General features: G+C 67.8%; 21 protein-coding genes. 12 read left to right on the forward strand and 9 right to left on the reverse strand.

What is annotated here, in order from left to right; translation table 11 throughout:
• Nucleotides 1–5 precede the first annotated feature (5 nt).
• A complete protein-coding gene (locus ACZ4WQ_RS37930) occupies nt 6–884 on the reverse strand; it encodes a helix-turn-helix transcriptional regulator (RefSeq protein WP_468022758.1) in 879 nt (292 codons plus the stop codon).
• Between the two features lie 118 nt (nt 885–1,002).
• On the opposite strand from ACZ4WQ_RS37930, the gene ACZ4WQ_RS37935 reads away from it, so the two are divergent.
• The 4 genes from ACZ4WQ_RS37935 (at nt 1,003) to ACZ4WQ_RS37950 (ending at nt 3,765) form a co-directional block, all read left to right on the forward strand.
• Nucleotides 1,003–1,653 carry a short chain dehydrogenase gene (locus tag ACZ4WQ_RS37935; RefSeq protein ID WP_468022759.1) on the forward strand — a complete coding sequence of 217 codons (651 nt, stop codon included), beginning with the start codon at nt 1,003–1,005 and terminating at the stop codon, nt 1,651–1,653.
• Nucleotides 1,610–2,299 carry an isochorismatase family protein gene (locus ACZ4WQ_RS37940; protein WP_468022760.1) on the forward strand — a complete coding sequence of 230 codons (690 nt, stop codon included), beginning with the start codon at nt 1,610–1,612 and terminating at the stop codon, nt 2,297–2,299. Before ACZ4WQ_RS37935 ends, ACZ4WQ_RS37940 begins: the two co-directional genes overlap by 44 nt.
• 100 nt (nt 2,300–2,399) lie before the next feature.
• Nucleotides 2,400–3,083, forward strand: a complete 684-nt coding sequence (locus ACZ4WQ_RS37945) for a DUF4232 domain-containing protein (protein WP_468022761.1) — start codon at nt 2,400–2,402, stop codon at nt 3,081–3,083.
• Nucleotides 3,084–3,195: 112 nt separating this feature from the next.
• Nucleotides 3,196–3,765: a hypothetical protein gene (locus tag ACZ4WQ_RS37950; protein ID WP_468022762.1), complete on the forward strand. Its 570-nt coding sequence runs from the start codon at nt 3,196–3,198 to the stop codon at nt 3,763–3,765.
• Between the two features lie 5 nt (nt 3,766–3,770).
• Here the strand turns inward: ACZ4WQ_RS37950 and ACZ4WQ_RS37955 are convergent, their stop codons facing one another.
• The gene (locus ACZ4WQ_RS37955; RefSeq protein ID WP_311724541.1) at nt 3,771–4,862 is read right to left on the reverse strand and encodes an epoxide hydrolase family protein; all 1,092 of its coding nucleotides are present in this window, start codon (nt 4,860–4,862) and stop codon (nt 3,771–3,773) included.
• Nucleotides 4,863–4,961: 99 nt separating this feature from the next.
• Here ACZ4WQ_RS37955 and ACZ4WQ_RS37960 point away from each other — a divergent pair, with 99 nt between their 5' ends.
• Together ACZ4WQ_RS37960 and ACZ4WQ_RS37965 are read left to right on the forward strand one after the other, a co-directional pair.
• On the forward strand, nt 4,962–5,438 hold the full coding sequence (locus tag ACZ4WQ_RS37960) for a MarR family winged helix-turn-helix transcriptional regulator (protein WP_468022763.1): 477 nt from the start codon (nt 4,962–4,964) through the stop codon (nt 5,436–5,438).
• Nucleotides 5,439–5,716: 278 nt separating this feature from the next.
• Complete coding sequence (locus ACZ4WQ_RS37965) at nt 5,717–5,908, forward strand: transposase (RefSeq protein ID WP_468022764.1); 192 nt, start codon at nt 5,717–5,719, stop codon at nt 5,906–5,908.
• A 90-nt stretch (nt 5,909–5,998) separates the two neighbouring features.
• Here ACZ4WQ_RS37965 and ACZ4WQ_RS37970 read toward each other — a convergent pair whose 3' ends face one another.
• Genes ACZ4WQ_RS37970 through ACZ4WQ_RS37985 form a run of 4 tightly spaced genes read right to left on the reverse strand, consistent with a single transcriptional unit; the run spans nt 5,999 to nt 8,706 of the window.
• The gene (locus tag ACZ4WQ_RS37970; protein ID WP_468022765.1) at nt 5,999–6,586 is read right to left on the reverse strand and encodes a class IV adenylate cyclase; all 588 of its coding nucleotides are present in this window, start codon (nt 6,584–6,586) and stop codon (nt 5,999–6,001) included.
• Nucleotides 6,583–7,251 carry a class I SAM-dependent methyltransferase gene (locus ACZ4WQ_RS37975; protein ID WP_468022766.1) on the reverse strand — a complete coding sequence of 223 codons (669 nt, stop codon included), beginning with the start codon at nt 7,249–7,251 and terminating at the stop codon, nt 6,583–6,585. The genes ACZ4WQ_RS37970 and ACZ4WQ_RS37975 overlap by 4 nt, the downstream gene beginning before the upstream one ends.
• On the reverse strand, nt 7,188–7,811 hold the full coding sequence (locus tag ACZ4WQ_RS37980; protein WP_468022767.1) for a P-loop nucleotide/nucleoside kinase family protein: 624 nt from the start codon (nt 7,809–7,811) through the stop codon (nt 7,188–7,190). Before ACZ4WQ_RS37980 ends, ACZ4WQ_RS37975 begins: the two co-directional genes overlap by 64 nt.
• Nucleotides 7,804–8,706: a radical SAM protein gene (locus tag ACZ4WQ_RS37985; RefSeq protein ID WP_468022768.1), complete on the reverse strand. Its 903-nt coding sequence runs from the start codon at nt 8,704–8,706 to the stop codon at nt 7,804–7,806. The genes ACZ4WQ_RS37980 and ACZ4WQ_RS37985 overlap by 8 nt, the downstream gene beginning before the upstream one ends.
• 264 nt (nt 8,707–8,970) lie before the next feature.
• Between ACZ4WQ_RS37985 and ACZ4WQ_RS37990 the strand changes: the two genes are divergently transcribed.
• Together ACZ4WQ_RS37990 and ACZ4WQ_RS37995 are read left to right on the forward strand one after the other, a co-directional pair.
• A complete protein-coding gene (locus tag ACZ4WQ_RS37990; protein ID WP_468022769.1) occupies nt 8,971–9,744 on the forward strand; it encodes an XRE family transcriptional regulator in 774 nt (257 codons plus the stop codon).
• On the forward strand, nt 9,731–10,198 hold the full coding sequence (locus ACZ4WQ_RS37995; RefSeq protein ID WP_468022770.1) for an NUDIX hydrolase: 468 nt from the start codon (nt 9,731–9,733) through the stop codon (nt 10,196–10,198). The genes ACZ4WQ_RS37990 and ACZ4WQ_RS37995 overlap by 14 nt, the downstream gene beginning before the upstream one ends.
• Here ACZ4WQ_RS37995 and ACZ4WQ_RS38000 read toward each other — a convergent pair.
• Nucleotides 10,186–10,761, reverse strand: a complete 576-nt coding sequence (locus tag ACZ4WQ_RS38000) for an HD domain-containing protein (protein WP_468022771.1) — start codon at nt 10,759–10,761, stop codon at nt 10,186–10,188. The two genes, ACZ4WQ_RS37995 and ACZ4WQ_RS38000, sit on opposite strands and share 13 nt — an antisense overlap.
• A 60-nt stretch (nt 10,762–10,821) precedes the next feature.
• Nucleotides 10,822–11,343, reverse strand: coding sequence for an ATP-binding protein (locus ACZ4WQ_RS38005; protein ID WP_468022772.1), 522 nt, complete (start codon nt 11,341–11,343; stop codon nt 10,822–10,824).
• 126 nt (nt 11,344–11,469) lie between these two features.
• On the opposite strand from ACZ4WQ_RS38005, the gene ACZ4WQ_RS38010 reads away from it, so the two are divergent.
• Complete coding sequence (locus ACZ4WQ_RS38010; protein ID WP_468022773.1) at nt 11,470–12,321, forward strand: helix-turn-helix domain-containing protein; 852 nt, start codon at nt 11,470–11,472, stop codon at nt 12,319–12,321.
• A gap of 11 nt (nt 12,322–12,332) precedes the next feature.
• Nucleotides 12,333–12,524 (forward strand): DUF397 domain-containing protein, encoded by a 192-nt coding sequence (locus ACZ4WQ_RS38015; RefSeq protein ID WP_468022774.1) that lies wholly within the window; start codon nt 12,333–12,335, stop codon nt 12,522–12,524.
• Between the two features lie 83 nt (nt 12,525–12,607).
• Here the strand turns inward: ACZ4WQ_RS38015 and ACZ4WQ_RS38020 are convergent, their stop codons facing one another.
• Nucleotides 12,608–14,335: a bifunctional metallophosphatase/5'-nucleotidase gene (locus ACZ4WQ_RS38020; protein WP_468022789.1), complete on the reverse strand. Its 1,728-nt coding sequence runs from the start codon at nt 14,333–14,335 to the stop codon at nt 12,608–12,610.
• Between the two features lie 277 nt (nt 14,336–14,612).
• Here ACZ4WQ_RS38020 and ACZ4WQ_RS38025 point away from each other — a divergent pair, with 277 nt between their 5' ends.
• Both ACZ4WQ_RS38025 and mshD read left to right on the forward strand, forming a co-directional pair.
• On the forward strand, nt 14,613–15,686 hold the full coding sequence (locus ACZ4WQ_RS38025; RefSeq protein ID WP_311724533.1) for a PDDEXK nuclease domain-containing protein: 1,074 nt from the start codon (nt 14,613–14,615) through the stop codon (nt 15,684–15,686).
• A 62-nt stretch (nt 15,687–15,748) separates the two neighbouring features.
• On the forward strand, nt 15,749–16,684 hold the full coding sequence (gene mshD / locus ACZ4WQ_RS38030; protein ID WP_385346927.1) for a mycothiol synthase: 936 nt from the start codon (nt 15,749–15,751) through the stop codon (nt 16,682–16,684).
• The last annotated feature ends 122 nt before the right edge of the window (nt 16,685–16,806 follow it).

Below are 16,806 nucleotides of genomic sequence, written 5' to 3' on the forward strand. Positions count from 1 at the left end.
ATCTCTTAGGACATGTCCGGGCCCGCCGGGGACGCGGTGGCGGTCAGGTCGGCGAGCAGCCGGAGGGCCGCCTCGGACGGCGAGCCGGGCTCGGCGTTCATCACGGCCACCCGCTGCCCGTCGTCCTCCGGGAGCGCCAGCAACTCGCACATCAGCGTCATGGTGCCCACCACCGGGTGGCGGTAGGTACGGGTGGCGGTGCCGCAGTCGCCCACCGTGTGAGCGGCCCACAGCGTGGCGAACTCCGCGCTGCCCACGGTCAGTTCGCCGATGAGCCCGGTCAGCGCGGGGTCGCCCGGGTACCGCCCGGCGATCAACCGCAGGTCGGCGACGGTGGCGCGGGCCTTGCGGATCCAGTCGGCGTACAGCTCGCGCGTGTGCGGGTCGAGGAACAGCATCCGGGCGATGTTGGGGCGCTCGGCGGGGCGGTTCGGCGAGTCGTAGTCCAGGTGCCCGGCCATCAGGGCGTGGGCCATCGGGTTCCACGCGAGGACGTCACAGAAGCGCCCCATGACCAGCGCGGGCACATCCCCGAACGACTCGATCATCACGCGCACCCCCGGCCGCACCCGCTCCGGCCTCGCCGCCCGGCGGCGGGCCCTCGGCTTGGGCCGGGCCAGCGAGTACAGATGCGTGCGCTCCGCCTCGTCCAGCCGCAGCACACGGGCGACCGCGTCCAGCACGGCGTCCGAGGCGTTGGGGCTCTGCCCCTGTTCGAGCCGCGTGTAGTAGCCGGCGCTCACCCCGGCGAGCTGCGCCAGCTCCTCACGCCGCAGGCCGGGCACCCGGCGCCGTCCCCCGTACGAGGGCAGCCCCGCGTCCTCGGGCCGCAGCCGCGCCCGCCGCGACCGCAGGAACTCCCCCAGCTCCTCACGCGTCTCCATGCGCCCCAGTCTTACCCGACCCGCGCCCGCCGAGCCTGCACCTGTCAGGTGTAGTCACCGTGGGTGTATCCCTGGCAGGGGCCTGGGTACGGCCCGCCGCCCATCGCAGCCTGAGCCGGTGAAGATTCTTGTGATCGGCGCGACGGGAACCATCGGCGGCGCGGTCGCCGACGCGTTGGCGGAGCGCCACGAGGTGGTACGCGCCTCGCGCCGCGGCCCGGTACGTGTGGACATGGCGGACACCGCGTCGATCGACGCCCTGTTCGCGGGCGTCGGGGACGGCCACCTGGACGCGGTGGTGTGCTGCGCCGCGAGCGGGGGCCTCACCCCGCTGGACGCCGCGTCGGACGACCGGTTCTGGAGCGGGCTCGACGGCAAGCTGATCGGGCAGGTCACTCTCGTACGGCGAGCGCTCGCCCACGTACGGGACGGGGGCTCCGTGACCCTCACCAGCGGACGGTTCACCGAGCCCGTCCCCGGCAGCTCGCTCGGCTACCTGGTCAACGCGGGCCTGGAGGCGTTCGTGCACGCGGCCGCCACGGAGATGCCGCGCGGCATCCGCCTCAACGCGGTCAGCCCCGGCTGGGTCCGCGAAACCCTCGTCACCCTGGGCATGGACCCGTCCACCGGCACCCCGGCGGCGGACGTCGCCCGCGTCTACGTGGACGCGGTGGAGGGCGACGCCCATGGTGTGAAACTTTCTGTGCCGAGGATCGGAGGGACAGTTGCTGGAGGAGTCCGAAGCACCGCGGCACGCGTGGCGGATTGAGAGCCGGGAGTACGCCCGGCAGGAGCGGCGTCGTGGCCGCCGGTTCGCCTTCACGCACCTGGTCCCGGCGCGCACCGCGCTTGTCGTCGTCGACATGGTGCCGTTCTTCGTGTCGGAGAACCCGTACTGCCGCGGCATCGTCCCCAACATCGCCCGTCTCGCCGACGCTCTTCGTGCGGCCGGCGGCACCGTCGCCTGGGTCCTGCCGGAAGTGGGTGAACGGACGGCGGTGGCCGACGAGTTCTTCGGCCCCGAGGTGGCCGAGTCGTACCGCACCTCCGGGGGCACCGGGCCGCCGGCCGAGCGGCTGTGGCAGGACTTCACCGTGCAGCCCGGCGATCTCCTGGTGGAGAAGTCCGCTGCCAGCGCGTTCTTCCCGGGGCGCTGCCCCCTGCCGGAGCTGTTGAAAGACCGCCGGATCGACACCGTCCTGATCACCGGCACCGTCACCAACGTGTGCTGCGAGTCATCCGCGCGCGATGCCAGCACTCTCGGCTTCCGGGTCATCATGGTCGCCGACGCGAACGCGGCACGCCGGGATCAGGACCATAACGCCACCCTGTACACGATCTATCGGTCGTTCGGCGACGTCCGGCCCACGTCCGAGGTGCTGGGCCTGATCCATTCCCAGCCACGGTCGTGTTAGCGGGATGTTAGTGGGGCGGCAGTGGTGCGGTAGTGGGCCGGGCCAGAGTTGTTGTCGTACCGAGCAGACGACGACACCAACCGCCCTTGGGGGACCCGAAATGCGCTCCAACACCACTGCCCGCATCGCTCGCCGCCGTTCCTTCCGCGTTGCCGCCGCGGTCCTGACCGCGGCCGCCGCGCTGACCCTGACGGCCTGCAACAACGACACGGGCGCGGCCGGGTCCGGCAGCTCCTCGGGTTCCTCGGGTTCTTCCGGTGGTGCGCAGGGTTCCGACGCCAAGGGCAAGGGGGGCTCGGGGGCGGACGCCGCGCAGGCCGATGCCGAGGGCAGTGGCAGGGCGCACGCGGGTGTCGAGCGCTGCCGCACCGAGAACCTGGAGGCCGCGTTCGCCACGGGTGAGGACGCGCTCCCGGACCGGGACGGGGACGGGGGCGCGACGACCGCCTCGATCGTGCTGATCAACAAGAGCTCCAGCTCCTGCCGGATCGGCGGTTTCCCGGGGGTGGACCTGACCTCGATCAACGGTGGCGAGCGCTGGTCCCTGGCCCGGTCCTCGCAGAAGTGGAGCTCGCTGGAGCTGGAGGGTGGCCAGAGCACCTCGTTCACTCTCAACCTTGCCTTCACCAAGGAGGAAGAGGGCTTCTACCAGCCGGCCTGGGTCGAGATCACCCCGCCCAACGAGACCAAGTCCCTCAAGATCGAGTGGCCCTGGGAGAACGACTCCCTCGTCGACCAGCGCGGCGCCACCCGCCCCGCCACCTTCGTCAACCCCATCGGCTGACCAACCCACAGCCGTGCCATAAACGTCCGTTGCCCCGGTGCGTCACACCAGGGCAGCGGACTTAGTGGTGCGGGCGAGTCGGGTCCGAAGCTCAGTTCCTTATGGTTCCGGGATGAGTAACTCTGCTGGGGCTGCGGTCCTCACAACCACTGACCTGTCTGAAGCGATACGTGCGGTGCGTACCTTGCTGGGCATCGCAGACATCGGTCAGGGAGAGGTCGACTTCGAAGCCGTGATCAGGTCGCCGGATGTCCTGGCGCAAGTACGTCACGTACTGCCCGACCTCGAGTGGTGGGCGTTGGCCGGCAAGGAGCACGGTTCGTCGGAGGTCGGCGACGACCCTGCGGACTGCCTGCCGATCCGAGTGTTCGACTGGGGTCGTCCGCTCGACCGCGCCGAGCCCTTCATCGCCGCTCTGGGGCCAGATCCCGCGGCTGTCCGGTGGGATCTGGACGCATGGCCCGCGGTTCCCGAAGCGGGACTGGAGGCGATCTCGCAGAAGTACGCGTACCTCACGCTGACAGTCAACTCCCGGGACCTCTACCAGGACGAGCTGTCGCAGGACCACACCATTTACGTGCACGTCCGGGATCGGAACAGCGACCAGACCGCCCGCGTCCATTGGCTCGCCGATCAAGTGGGTGGCCGGTTCACCGGCAGGGTGGAGTTGGCACCCCTGTAACCCCCCTAGTCGTGCTTGGTGTGGGTGAGGAAGAACTCCCGGACGTCCTCAGCGAGCAGCTCGGGCACTTCCATCGCGGCGAAGTGGCCGCCGCGCTCGAACTCCGACCAGTGCCTGATGTCGTACAGCCGCTCGGCCAGCGGGCGCACCGACAGCGTGATGTCGTGCGCGAACACCGCCACGCCCACCGGCACCGGGCACGGCAGGGGCCCACCCCGCGGAGCGTCGTGGTGCAGCCGCGCCGAGGACGCCGCGGTGGCGGTCAGCCAGTACAGCGAGATGTCGGTGAGCATCCGGTCGTCGCTGATCTGCGAGCGCGGGTCGGTCCAGTGGGCGAAGCGCTCGGCTATCCAGACCAGCTGGCCGACCGGCGAGTCGGTCAGCGCGTAGCCGATGGTCTGGGGCGTGAGGGCCTGGAGGGCCTGGTACGGCGGGCGGTTGGCCATCAGCTGTCTGACCTTGTCCAGCCGGGCCTCATCCGTTGCGGACAGTTCGACGCCGGCGTCCGGGTCCGGCCGGGTCGGCAGATAGTTGATGTGGGCCCCGACGACCTGCTCGGGTGCCACCGCGCCGAGCGCCAGGGAGATGCCCGCGCCGAAGTCGCCGCCCTGCGCGCCGTAGCGCTCGTATCCGAGGCGGCGCATCAGCTCGGCCCAGGCCCGCGCGATCCGGACGGCGTCCCAGCCGCGCTCGTGGGTCGGCCCGGAGAAGCCGTACCCCGGGATGGACGGAATCACCAGGTGGAAGTCGCGCGACAGCGGCTCGATCACGTCCAGGAACTCCAGGAACGAACCGGGCCAGCCGTGGGTGAGGATCAGCGCGAGCGCGTCCGGCTTCGCGGACCGGACGTGGACGAAGTGGATGTTCTGGCCGTCGATCTCGGTGGTGAAGTGCGGAAGCTCGTTGAGCTCGGCTTCCTGCGCACGCCAGTCGTAGCCGGTGCGCCAGTACTCGGCGAGCTCCTTCAGCCGCGCCAGCGGGAAGCCGTAGTCCCACCCGGCGTCGGCGACCTCGTTGGGCCAGCGGGTGCGGGAGAGGCGGTCGTTCAGGTCGTCGAGGTCGGCCTGGGGGATGTCGATGCGGAACGGCTTGATCATGGTCTGCACTCCAGGGAGATTCGTTCGCCACATAAACGTTCGCGGCACTAACGACGTTAGACTGTTAGTGAAACTAACGCAAGAGGTGGAGGATCTCCCATGAGCCCGACCCCCGAACCCGTCCCGGCCCGGCTGCGCGCCATCCCCAGCCGCCTGCTCGCCGGGGCCGCGCTCGTCGCCGACCGGCTCGTCAGCGAGCGCCTGGCCGCCGAAGGCGCTCACAAGTGGCACTTCGCCGCACTGGTCGCGCTCGCCGAAGCCGGTGCCGCCAGCCAGGCCGAACTCGGCCGCCGCACCTGCATCTACCGCAGCGACATGGTCGCCGTCCTCAACGAGCTCGCCGATGCCGGATGCATCCGCCGCGAACCCGACCCCGTCGACCGCCGCCGCAACGTCATCACCCTCACCCCCACCGGCCGCCGCCGCCTGGAGCGCCTCGATACGGTCATCGCCGACGCCCAGCGCGAACTCCTCGCCCCCCTCACCCCCGCCCAGCGAAACGAACTCCCCCGCCTGCTGGCCGTCCTGACCGAGCACCACCGACCCCCGCACCCCCGCCCGCACGACGCGCGATAGCGCATCTGTCCCACTCCGTCCCGGGTCTCGCCCCACCACGGACGGCTCCTCGGGGCAGTTCTTGCTGGTGCCCGGCGTGATCCTTTCCCGTTGGGCGCCCAGCCTTAGGGGAGCGCTGTGCGAAGGCGTCCCGACGAAGCTCGATCTTGCCTGTCAACTGTGGTGCGAGAGCGACAGGTGGAAGGTCCGACTCGACCGGCTCTCCTGGATCTTCCCCCCCCGAGTGGTGGACACCTCTGGCCCCGACCCCGGTGGGGGTTGGGGAGGGGGAGTCACATATGGCCATGAAGGTGTATTCGCCCGAGTTCAAGGTCGATGCTGTGGCCTTGTATCACCCGGACCCGGACCTCACGATCGCCCAGGTGGCCCGTGACCTGGGAATTCGGCGTGACACACTGCGCCGGTGGATCGACACCGCCGACGCCCACACGGCACGACTGCGAGGAAGAGCACGAAGGATGACCGGGTGAGCGAGCGGACCAAGGAGGAGCTCGAGGCTGGAGGCGAGTACATCCAGTCACCTTCTGCGGTCTCGAAACCGTGAGAGGTGGCCCTCTGGGTCAGTTGGCGTCGGCGGCAACGGGGGCGGATCCGCTCTTCTCAGCGGCGGCGAAGAGAAGCGTGGGTTCGGCGAGGATGTCGCGGCCTGCCTCACTCTTGTAAATCTCATCCACGCTGCCGAACCTTGCCTGGGAGTAGTCGAGGTCGAGCAGGGCAGCGGCTTGCCGGACCGACGCCTCATCAGGCCCCTCGATCTCGACGAACGTGGAAAGGTCCGGCCAAGTGTCGAAATCGAAGACGACCTCTCCCAGGTGCCATTCCTCGCGGTAGTTCTCCTGGTAACGGACCTCACGAAGGCCGAGGATACGGAGGATCTCGGCCATGGCGTGCAAGTCCGTGACCTCGGTCTCGACCTCGGTGGTGCCGTTGATGGTGGTGGCGTCGGAGACCTGCTTGAGCGTGAGCGTCGATCGGGTGCCCTCGTTCCGCAGGCGGAGCCAGGCACCGCCGTCGAGGGCGTCGTTCTCGAAGATCTTTCGGGTGAGGAGGGTGCGCGGGAAGGCCTGGACGGCGCCGAGCTTGGTCAGCTTGGACTGGAGGTCAGCGACGTCGATGGCCAGGAACTTCGCCTCGTACTCGTGCTTCATGTGTCCTTCTTCGCCTGGTAGGTGGACGTACGGGCCGCGAGGAGCAAGCCCATGCGGTGGGTGTGTTCCTGGAGCTGGCCTATGTGGGCCCGCTCGGTGAATTCGTTCGTGCGCAGAGTGAGCAGTACGTCCCAGTCGCCGAAGAAGTGACGCCGTAGCTTCTCTGGAGACGTGTAGTGCTCGATCATGTGGTGACGCTGCTCCACGGGCATCATGAACTCCGCGCCGAACACGCCGCCCGGGCGAACCAGACGCTGCATGCGGTCGATGAACTCTGCGAGCGGACGGCGATGGTTGGCACTGTAGTGCCACGAGCAGCTCGTCCAGATTGCGTCACAGGGCCTGCCCAGCGGCTCGGCTTGTAGGAAATCCCCCTCTACGACCTGCACGCGGTCGTAGAGCTCTTCGAGCTTGAGCCGGTCGATCAGGCCCATCGCGTGGGCGCGCTCATCACCCGGAAGGTGGACCTCACCGCCGTGCAGGGCGAGCGCATCGCGTTCGATGGCGACAACGCGGTAGCCGGCGGCGGCCAGTGGCAGCACGAACTTGCCGTCGCTCGCGCCAACGACCGCGACGGTGGCATCAGGAATGGCGTGCTCTTTCACCATGGTGAGGAACTGAGGGAAGAAGGTGAGGGTGTGCTCCCACAGGCTTTGTGTCCGCATCGTGGTGTACTCCTTGCGGTGTCGGTGGCGAGGATCACCTCTACGACGTTGTCGGGGCTGAGATCTGTAGTGTCCACTCGATGCATGGCGAACTGGGCGTAGGCATCGGTGACCTGGTTGCCAGCGGTCTCGACGAGGGCGTCCCAGCGTGAGACCGGCTTGTCTCGCGCCGCGAGGCGACGTTGGCGCTCGTCCTCGGTGCAGACCAGCTGGTAGGTCACGGGCTGTGGCAGGTCGGGCGGCAGTGTGATGCCGAGACCGACGCCGAGGGCACGATGGTTGGCCAGGCAACGGGCGAAGTAGCTTTCCACGACGACCGAGATGCCAGCGGACAGGTACCGCTGTATGTCATCGACCGCGGTGAACAGTGCGGAGAGGTAGAAGCACATCCGCGCCTCGACGTTCTCCTGTTGGTCCACCATGCGGCGCAGCGGCTGGTAGAAGGGCGGTACGGTAGGGACGAGAACAGCCTCGCGGGCTTGGGCCAGCAGGGGCGCAATGGTCGACTTGCCGGTGCCGCGGAGCCCTTCGATGCTCTCGAACGATGGGTGGTCAGACACGGGCGTACACCACATCTGGGACCGCCAAGGTCAACTCATCGGTACAGGTGGGCCGGTGGACGATGTGGTCGGCGAGCTTGTCGTACCAGAAGGCGTGGGAGTCTTTGCCGACGGCCTTGCACGACATCGTGAGCGCGCCGCGCGGGTCGGCCTCGATCCGCTCAATGTCGGAGGGGTGTCCCGCAGAGGCCCGGATCTCCGGGGCGCCGTGTTCGGACAGATCCTCGTCGACGATCACCTCGATAGCGAGCTCTACTGCTTGGAGTTGCTCACGCAGGCGTGCGTACGCGGCGGGGTCGGTGACCAGGAGTTCGGGATGGGCGGCGGCGTTGCCGACCGGCCGCAGACAATGGAGCTTCAGCTGACTTGCTCCGAGCTTCTCCAGGGCGCGGGCCAGCGGCAATACTTCATCGATGTTCCGGGAGGTAACTGTCATGGTCGCTCCCGTGTGGACGCCGAGGTCCCGGGCAGCAGTCAGGGCGCTCAGTGCGCTCTGGTAGCTGCCAGATTTCCGGATGTGATCGTTGGTCGAGCCGATGCCCTCCAGCGAGATCCGCAGCAGGTCCAGATACGGGGCGATCTCAGTCAGCCGACGCTCGATCCGGTAGCCATTGGTGCAGATCTCTACTCGCATGCTCAGGTCGTGTTTGGCATACTTTGCGACCTGGGCGAGGCCCTTATAGATGAACGGCTCGCCGCCGAGCAGAGTGACGGCCTCTGTGCCGTACTCCTCGTGCATGAGGCTGAGGAGGTTGATGGCCTGCTCGGGAGTGAAGGCATCGGCGTGCTGGAGCCGCGTGCCGTGGAAGCAGTGCTCACACACGAAGTTGCAGCGGTACAGCAGTTGCAGGTATAGCATCCGGATCTTGCGGATCCCGGCGACTTCCCCGATCACGTTTGGTTCCCTTCGGCCAGTTCCCCAGTTGGAGGACCTGATGGTGGCCGAGCGTGCGGGGACCGCATCACCGCGTATGCGGACGCTCACGAGGACGTCCTGGGACGTTTTCAATGCCGTGAAGGTCTCCAGAAATGTGATCGATATCCCACAGGGCGATGAGCCGCATGCTCGTCAGGGTAGGGATGTCCCACAGACTCGACTCATGGGAACGTCCCAAAACGTCCTTGCTGGATCAGGTCCGCCTCGACTTTTATTGCGTCCGTGAACGAGCGACTTCACTCCGTACTCGCCCAGCGCGGCGTCTCACCTGAGTCGCTTGCTGAAGTGTGCGAGGTGGACCCCAAGACCGTCGGCCGTTGGCTCGGCGGGCGCGTGCCTCACCCGCGGCATCGCTTCCGTGCCGCGCAGTACCTGCGTGTGGAGGAGACATTCCTCTGGCCCACCCCACAACAACGCATCGGCCGACCTGGCGCCGGGTTAGGCGCCGAGCTTGTCGGCACCTACCAGAACCGGGCCAGTGTCCCCCGGGACGTGTGGCTCCAGTTGCTGGAGGAGGCTCAAGAGCAGATCAATGTACTTGTCTTCTCCGGGACCTTCTTCGCGCAGTCCAACCCCCATGTTGCCAAGATGCTGTCCGAGCGCGCGGCCGACGGCGTCCAGGTTCGTCTCTGCTTTGGTGACCCATGTGGTGACGCAGTCGCCCTCCGGGGCCGTGAGGAAGGTATCGGCGACACCCTCGCTGCCAAGATCCGCGCCTCCCTGACGTACTACCGAGCCCTGCTGTCCGAGGCAGGGTGCGAGGTGCGGCTGCACGACACGACGCTGTACTCGTCTCTGTTCCGCTACGACGACAACCTGTTGGTCAACCCGCACGTCTGGGGCCAGCCGGCAAGTGCCAACCCGCTCCTTCACCTCAAGCGGGCCGATGTCGCAGGGTGGTTCGACGACTACGTTCAAAGCTTCGAAGCAGTCTGGGTCGGTGCACGGGCCTGGACTCCCGACCAGGAGGAGACCGCCGTACATGGGCAGGACTGAGTACTACAACGACCCCACCGCCCCGAAGGCGAACACCCTCATCCCCGCCAGCAACCTGCTTGTCGTCGACGACAACGGCGCCGTCCTCCTTCAGCGCCGTCGCGACACGGGTCAGTGGGCCCTGCCCGGTGGCGCCCAGGACATCGGCGAGACCGCGGCGCAGTGTGCGGTACGCGAATGTCTGGAGGAGACTGGCATCGTCGCCGAGATCACCGGGTTCCTCGGCGTCTACACCAATCCCAACCACATCGTCGCCTACAGCGACGGCGAGATTCGCCAGCAGTATGAGAACACGTACATCGGCCGCCCAGTGGGCGGTGAGCCCACCATCAACGACGAGGCCGACGGTGTCCGCTTCGTTCAGCCTGCGGACCTCGACCAGTACGACATCCACCCCAGCATGCGCCAACAGGTCGGCGACTACCTCGCCGGCACGTACCCCTACCTCGGCTGAACCGCCAACACTGCCTCCACCCGCTCCACAGCGGCGAAGATCTCTGGCGACGCCCGACGGATGAACCGCCCCACAACGCTTTCCGCCCCGTAGCGGCTCACAATCTCCGCCACCCGCTCGTGGACGGTCGTCTGGTCCCCGTTGGGCGTTGTCGTCATGTCGCAGTAGACCAGCGCATCCACCAGCAGCGGCTCCTCCAACAACGGGAACTCCGCCTCCAGAACCTCACGCAGCCCCCGTTCCTCGGCCTCCAGCAACGCGAACGAATGGTTCGCCACCAGCCTCACCAGCCGCTCATCAGCACCGTGCACGGCACGGAGGAACCGGGCACCGTCGAGCGGATGGAATCCCGTCGCCGCCAGCCGGGGCGCATAGCCCACGTCGTGCAGCGTTGCAGCAGCCACCAGTAGGCCGGCATCCCCTCCCAGGATTCGCCCAAGATCGGCCGCTCGACGAGCGACCCCTACGGAATGCGCCCACCGCCGAGGAAGCGCAGCACGGAGCTCCGTATCTGCTACGCACATCGCCCAGTCCACCATCGGCCCGTCCATGGCTTGGTTCATGCCCCCAATGGCATTGTGGCCAGTCGTGCGCGGCGTCATCAAGGAGTGCCGTCCCGAGCCTCAAGCCGCGATGTCGAACGCGTCGCGCTGTGGGGTGAGCTCGAACCACAGCAGCTTTCCGCTGATGCCGAAGATATCGTCGGCGAGTGGGTAGCCGCCCCAGTTGTCCGCGCAGAGCCGGACGATGAGCAGGCCGCGGCCGTTGGTGTCGTCGATCTTGGCGGCGGCTTCGGTGAGAGCGGTGAAGCGATCGAGGCGGCCGGGCGGGGTGTCGAAGGGCGCCGGGATGAGTGGGTTGGTGTCCCAGATGCTGACCCGGAGGCGGCTATCGCAGAGGTGACGCAGGCGGAGTTGGGCGGGGCCGTCGGAGTGGCGGATGGCGTTCGTGACCATTTCGCTCGTGAGCAGCTCGGCGGTCTCGGTCAGTTCGGCCATGCCGTGGCCGGATAGGACCGCCTGGAGGGTGACCCGCGCGATCCGGGCGGCCCTTGGGTCGTTGGGAAGGCGGAGGGTGTATGTCCAGGGCTGTTCGGCCTCGTCGGATGCGCCGGGGTCGGAGTTCTGCGGCGACGCGGTGGCCATGCGAGTCTCCCTCGGTCGGGTGGAGTTGAGTGGCTTGGCTCACACCATAGAGCAGCCTGTGATACTTCTATCTCGAATCACAGATACAGCTCTCAATTGACCCCGTGTGGGTGACAAGGGAGACCGATGGCGACGACCAACATCCCTACGCTGAAACAGCGCCGACTGGGGATTGAGCTGCGCAAACTCCGTGAGCGGGCCGGACTGTCCTCGACGGCTGCCGCAGCGCGCATTGGGGTTCAACAGGCCCGCGTGAGCATGATGGAGGCTGGACGGTACGCCGTGAGCGCGGATCGCGTACGGGCCATGGCCCGTAGCTACGCCTGCTCTGATCCGCAATTAGTGGATGCCTTGGCGGCCATGACAGGTGGGCGCACACGAGGCTGGTGGGACGAGTATCGGGAGTATCTCCCGGCGAGTTTCGCGGACTTGGCCGAACTCGAGCATCAGGCCCGCGGTGTGCGTGTCGCCCTCGTTATCCACATCCCTGGGCTGTTGCAGACCGTGGACTACGCCCGCGCGGTGATCCGGGAAGCGGCTCCGCCGCTGAGGGCCTTCGAGGTCGAGCATCGGCTGACTCATCGCATGAAGCGGCAGGAGATCCTTTACCGTGACAGTCCGGTGCCTTACACCGCGATCATCCATGAGGCCGCGCTGCGGATGGGGTTCGGCGGTGCGGAGGTTGTCCGCGCACAGCTGGAGCACCTGCTTGAGATGAGCGAGATGGACAACGTCACCGTCCAGGTCATCCCATTCAGCAGCGGGACCTTTCCGGGGTCCGGGCAGTCGATCGACTACGTCCTTGGCCCTGTGTCGCAGCTCGACACGGCGCAACTCGACCTGGCGTGGGGGTGCCAGTTCGTCGATGCTGAGGCCGAGTTGGCCAGGTATAAGGCCGTCGTCGACCGTATGGAGGCGACCGCCCTCAAGCCGGAGGAGTCTCGTGACTTCATCCACGGCATCGTGCGAAGCATGTGAAAGGTGAAGCGGTGTCCAGGTACCAGTGGCGAAAGTCGTCGTACAGCCCGAACTCATCCAACTGCGTGAACGTCGCCGCGAGCGATCACGCGGTCTTCCTACGCGAGAGCGATGACCCCGACGTCGTCCTGACCACAACCCCCGCCGCCCTGCGCAGCTTCATACGCGGCACCAAGGCGGGGCGGCTCGACCACGTCAAATAGCGCGCAAACGCGCGCCCGCGCACGACGCGGCCCGCCCCCCAGCGGGAAACCGCTGGGAGCCGGGCCGTGTGGGACTTGAAGGGTTACTTCACGATCGTGATGCGGTCCGCCGCCGGCGGGGCCAGGGGCGAGCCGGCCGAGGAGTGGGCGCCCAGGTAGGCCGTGAAGGCATCCAGGTCCGACGCGCCGACCAGCTTGTTCTTGCCGTCCTTGAAGGCGGGGAAGCCGTCGCCGCCGCCCGCGAGGAACTCGTTCATCGCGACGCGGTAGGTCTTGGCCGGGTCGATCGCCTCGCCGTTCAGCTTCACCGAGTCCGCGACGACGCGATCCGCGCCGGTCTTGGTGAGGTCGAGGGTGTAGGTGAGGCTCTTCGAGACCTGGAGGATCTTGGGAGAGGCCTCGTTCGAGCCGCTGACCTGCTGCTTCAGGGCGGTGATGAGCTGCTCACCGGTGAGGTCGATGACGTTCATCATGTTGGTGAACGGCTGCACGGTGAACGCCTCGCCGTACGTCACGACCCCGTCCCCCTCGCTGCCGGACGCCGCGTAGGCGAGGTCGGAGCGGATGCCGCCGGGGTTCATGAGGGCGAGCTGGGCGCCGCCCTTGTCGGCGGGGGAGAGCGCTTCGAGCTGGGCGTCGGCGATGACGTCGCCGAGCGGTGACTCGTACGCGGTGGATCCGCGGCCCGGGATCTCGGCGGAGATGTAGCCGACGGGCCGGTTGGCGATCGGCGCGGCCAGCTTGTTCCAGCGGCTGATGAGCGAGGTCATGTCGTCGGCCTTGGGCTGCTGCCGGTCGACGACGTGGTTGGCCGACTTCACCTTCGTGCGCACGATGTCGCCGGTGGCGCGGTCGTAGGTGAGGGTGGTGTCGGTGTACAGGCGGCCGAAAGAGGCGGCCGAGGTGACCGTGCGCGGCGCGCCGGAGGGGTCCGGGATGGTGCACGCGTAGGCCGCGTGCGTGTGGCCGGTGATCAGGGCGTCGACCTTGGGGGTGACGTTCTTGGCGATGTCGACGATCGGGCCGGAGATGCCGGAGCCCGGGCCGCCGCTGTCGCAGTTGTAGTTGTACGAGGAGGAGGCGGGCAGCCCGCCCTCGTGGATCAGCGTGACGATCGACTTGACGCCCTGGCGGTCGAGTTCCTTGGCGTACTTGTTGATCGTCTCGACCTCGTCGTGGAACTTCAGGCCCTTGACGCCCTCGGCGGTGACGATGTTGGGGGTGCCTTCGAGCGTGACGCCGATGAAGCCGATCTTGACGCCGTTGTGCTTCCAGATCGTGTACGGCTTGAGGATCGGCTTGCCGGTCTTCTCGTCCGTGACGTTCGCGGCGAGGTACGGGAAGTCGGCGCCGGGGAAGGTCTTGCCCTTCTCGTAGCAGCCTTCCGTGGGGTGGCAGCCGCCGTTCTGGATGCGGTTCAGCTCGGCGCGGCCCTCGTCGAACTCGTGGTTGCCCACGGCCGTGACGTCCAGGTCGAGCTTGTTCAGCGCCTCGACGGTCGGCTCGTCGTGGAAGAGGCCGGACAGCAGCGGGCTGGCGCCGATCATGTCACCGCCGGCGGCGGTGATGGAGTACGGGTGGCCCTTGCGCGCGGTGCGCAGGGAGTTGGCGAGGTATTCCACGCCGCCCGCGGGGACGGCCTTGGTGGTGCCGTCCGGCTGGGTCTCGGTCACGGTGCCGGAGGAGCCCTGCGGGGGTTCCAGGTTTCCGTGGAGGTCGTTGAACGACAGCAGCTGCACATCGACGGTGCGGGCTGGGTTCGGCTTCGCGGGGGCGCTGGTGTTCGCGCCTGCCGTGTCCGCGAAGGACATGATTCCGGCTGCGGCGGCCAGCACCGCCGCCGCGGCGGTCAACCGGCGGGCCGCGCGGCGCCGTTGGGCTATCGCTGGCATGTGGTCCCCTCTTGTACGGGTCTGTGCAGTGGTCGAGCGTCGGCGGCAGCTTACGGTCAACGCGCGTAGCAGGGCAGGGGGGCCGAGGTTACGAGCTGATTGCGCGTGGGCGACTCGTGGGGTGACATTCATCTGTTCGGATGACATGCCCGGCAAACCATGACTGCTGCGGAAAATGTGTGTGCGCGTGTGCAGCGTGCAGAACGAACTCGCGCGTCACGCATCCATCCCCGCGCAGGGGGCCGAGCTTCCTCATGGTTTCTTCGAGCTGATTGACGATCTCAAGGCGGTCGTCAAGCGCGCGAACGTGCGCGCTCAGTTGAAGGTCAACACCGAGATGATCGCGATGTACTGGGAGATCGGGCGAACGATCCTCGAACGCAGGGAGCGGGAGAGGTGGGGCGCCAAGATCATCGACCGGGTTGCGGTGGAGTTGCGGACAGCCTTCCCGGGGCAGAGCGGTTTTTCCCGCAGCAATCTCAAGTACATGCAGCAGATGGCGAGCCTGTGGCCGGAGCCAATTGGCCAACAGGCTGTTGGCCAATTGCCATGGGGGCATATCACGGTGCTCATGGCGCGTTGCAAGAACCGTGCTGAGCTGGACTTCTACGCCCGGCAGGCCGTGCAGCACGGCTGGTCCCGAGGTGTGCTCGGGTCCTGGATCGGTGCGCAGCTGCATCTCACCCAGGGCGCAGCGCTCAACAACTTCGACGCCACGGTTCCAGAGGACTCCGACGTCTTACGTGAGATCGTGAAGGACCCCTACCGCGTCGAGTTCACCCGGCTGTCCGGCAAGGTGGCCGAGCGCGAGTTCGAGGACGCGTTGGTCGAGAACCTCGTTCGGTTCCTGACGGAGCTCGGCGTCGGCTTCGCCTTCCTCGGGCGGCAGTACCCCGTCAAGGTCGGCGACCGGGAGTTCCGTATCGACCTGCTCTTCTATCACTGCCGACTGCACCGCTATATCGTCGTGGAGCTGAAGACGAAAGAGGCCGAGGCCGCGCATGTGGGCCAGCTCGGTTTCTACGTGACAGTGGTCGACGACGTGATCCGCGACAAGGAGCGGGACGACCCGACGCTCGGCATCCTGATCGCGGAGAGCCGCGACCGGGGTGTCGTCGAGTACGCCCTGCGGAGCAACAACGCGCCGCTTGCCGTGAGCACGTACGCGGGCCTTCCGCCGGAGGTCCGGGAGCTGATGCCCAGCGAGGAGGACCTGTCCCGCCTTGCGGACGGCGTGCGCCGTGGTGACGGGGATCCATCAGCCGGGTGACTCGCTGGTAATAAATTGGCCGGCAAGTTGCCGGTCAATTCGGCGGTCGTAGGCTCGGCCCCATGAATGACGTGCTGAACGAGGGGCCCGCCCCCCGCCGGATCGATGTCCTCGATGAGGTGACGCCCGCCGTGGCCCAGGACGTGCTGCGGCTCGTCGAGGAGTCCGCGCGCACCGACGGGCAGCAGGCCGTGTCCGAGCAGGGACGGCTCCAGCTGCGGGGGCGGCGGGAAGGGGTCCGGCATCTGCTGCTGTGGGAGGAGCCGGACGGGAAGATCGTGGGGTATGCGCAGCTGGAGGACACCGACCCGGTGGAGGCCCCGGCCGCCGAGCTGGTCGTGCACCCCGCGCACCGGGGGCAGGGGCACGGGCGGGCGCTGGGCGTGACGCTGCTGCGCGAGTCCGGCAAGCGGCTGCGGGTGTGGGCGCACGGCGGGCATTCCTCGGCGCGCCATCTCGCGCAGGTGCTGGGGCTGACGCTGTTCCGTGAGCTGCGGCAGATGCGTCGGCCGCTGGGCCCGCTGGAGGGGCTGGACATCCCCGAGCCGGTGCTGCCGGAGGGCGTGACCGTACGGGCCTTCCGGCCGGGCCAGGACGAGGCCGGCTGGCTGGCGGCGAACGCGGCGTCCTTCGCGCACCACCCCGAGCAGGGCTCGCTGACTCTCCGCGATCTCGAGGACCGGATGGGGGAGCCGTGGTTCGACCCCGAGGGCTTCTTCCTCGCCGAGCGGGGCGGGGAGATCGTCGGATTCCACTGGACCAAGGTGCATGCGCAGGAGCGGCTGGGCGAGGTGTACGTGGTCGGGGTGCGGCCCGACGCGCAGGGCGGCGGGCTCGGGCGGGCGATGACCGCGATCGGGCTGCGGCACCTGGCGGGGCAGGGGCTGCCGACCGCGATGCTGTACGTCGACGCCGACAATTTCCCCGCCGTCGCCGTATACGGGCGGCTGGGCTTTACGACGTACGAGACCGATCTCATGTACCGCACGGAGACCTGACCGGAGGTCTGACCGGGGCCCGACCGGGGTATCGGGGGCGCGTCGGGGGCGTGGGTCGCCTGCGGGATGGATCGCGATTTCCTACGCGCCATGTCTCCGTTACCGGCGATTCAAACTCGGTT

The sequence above is a fragment of the Streptomyces sp. NPDC028305 genome, from assembly GCF_055569495.1.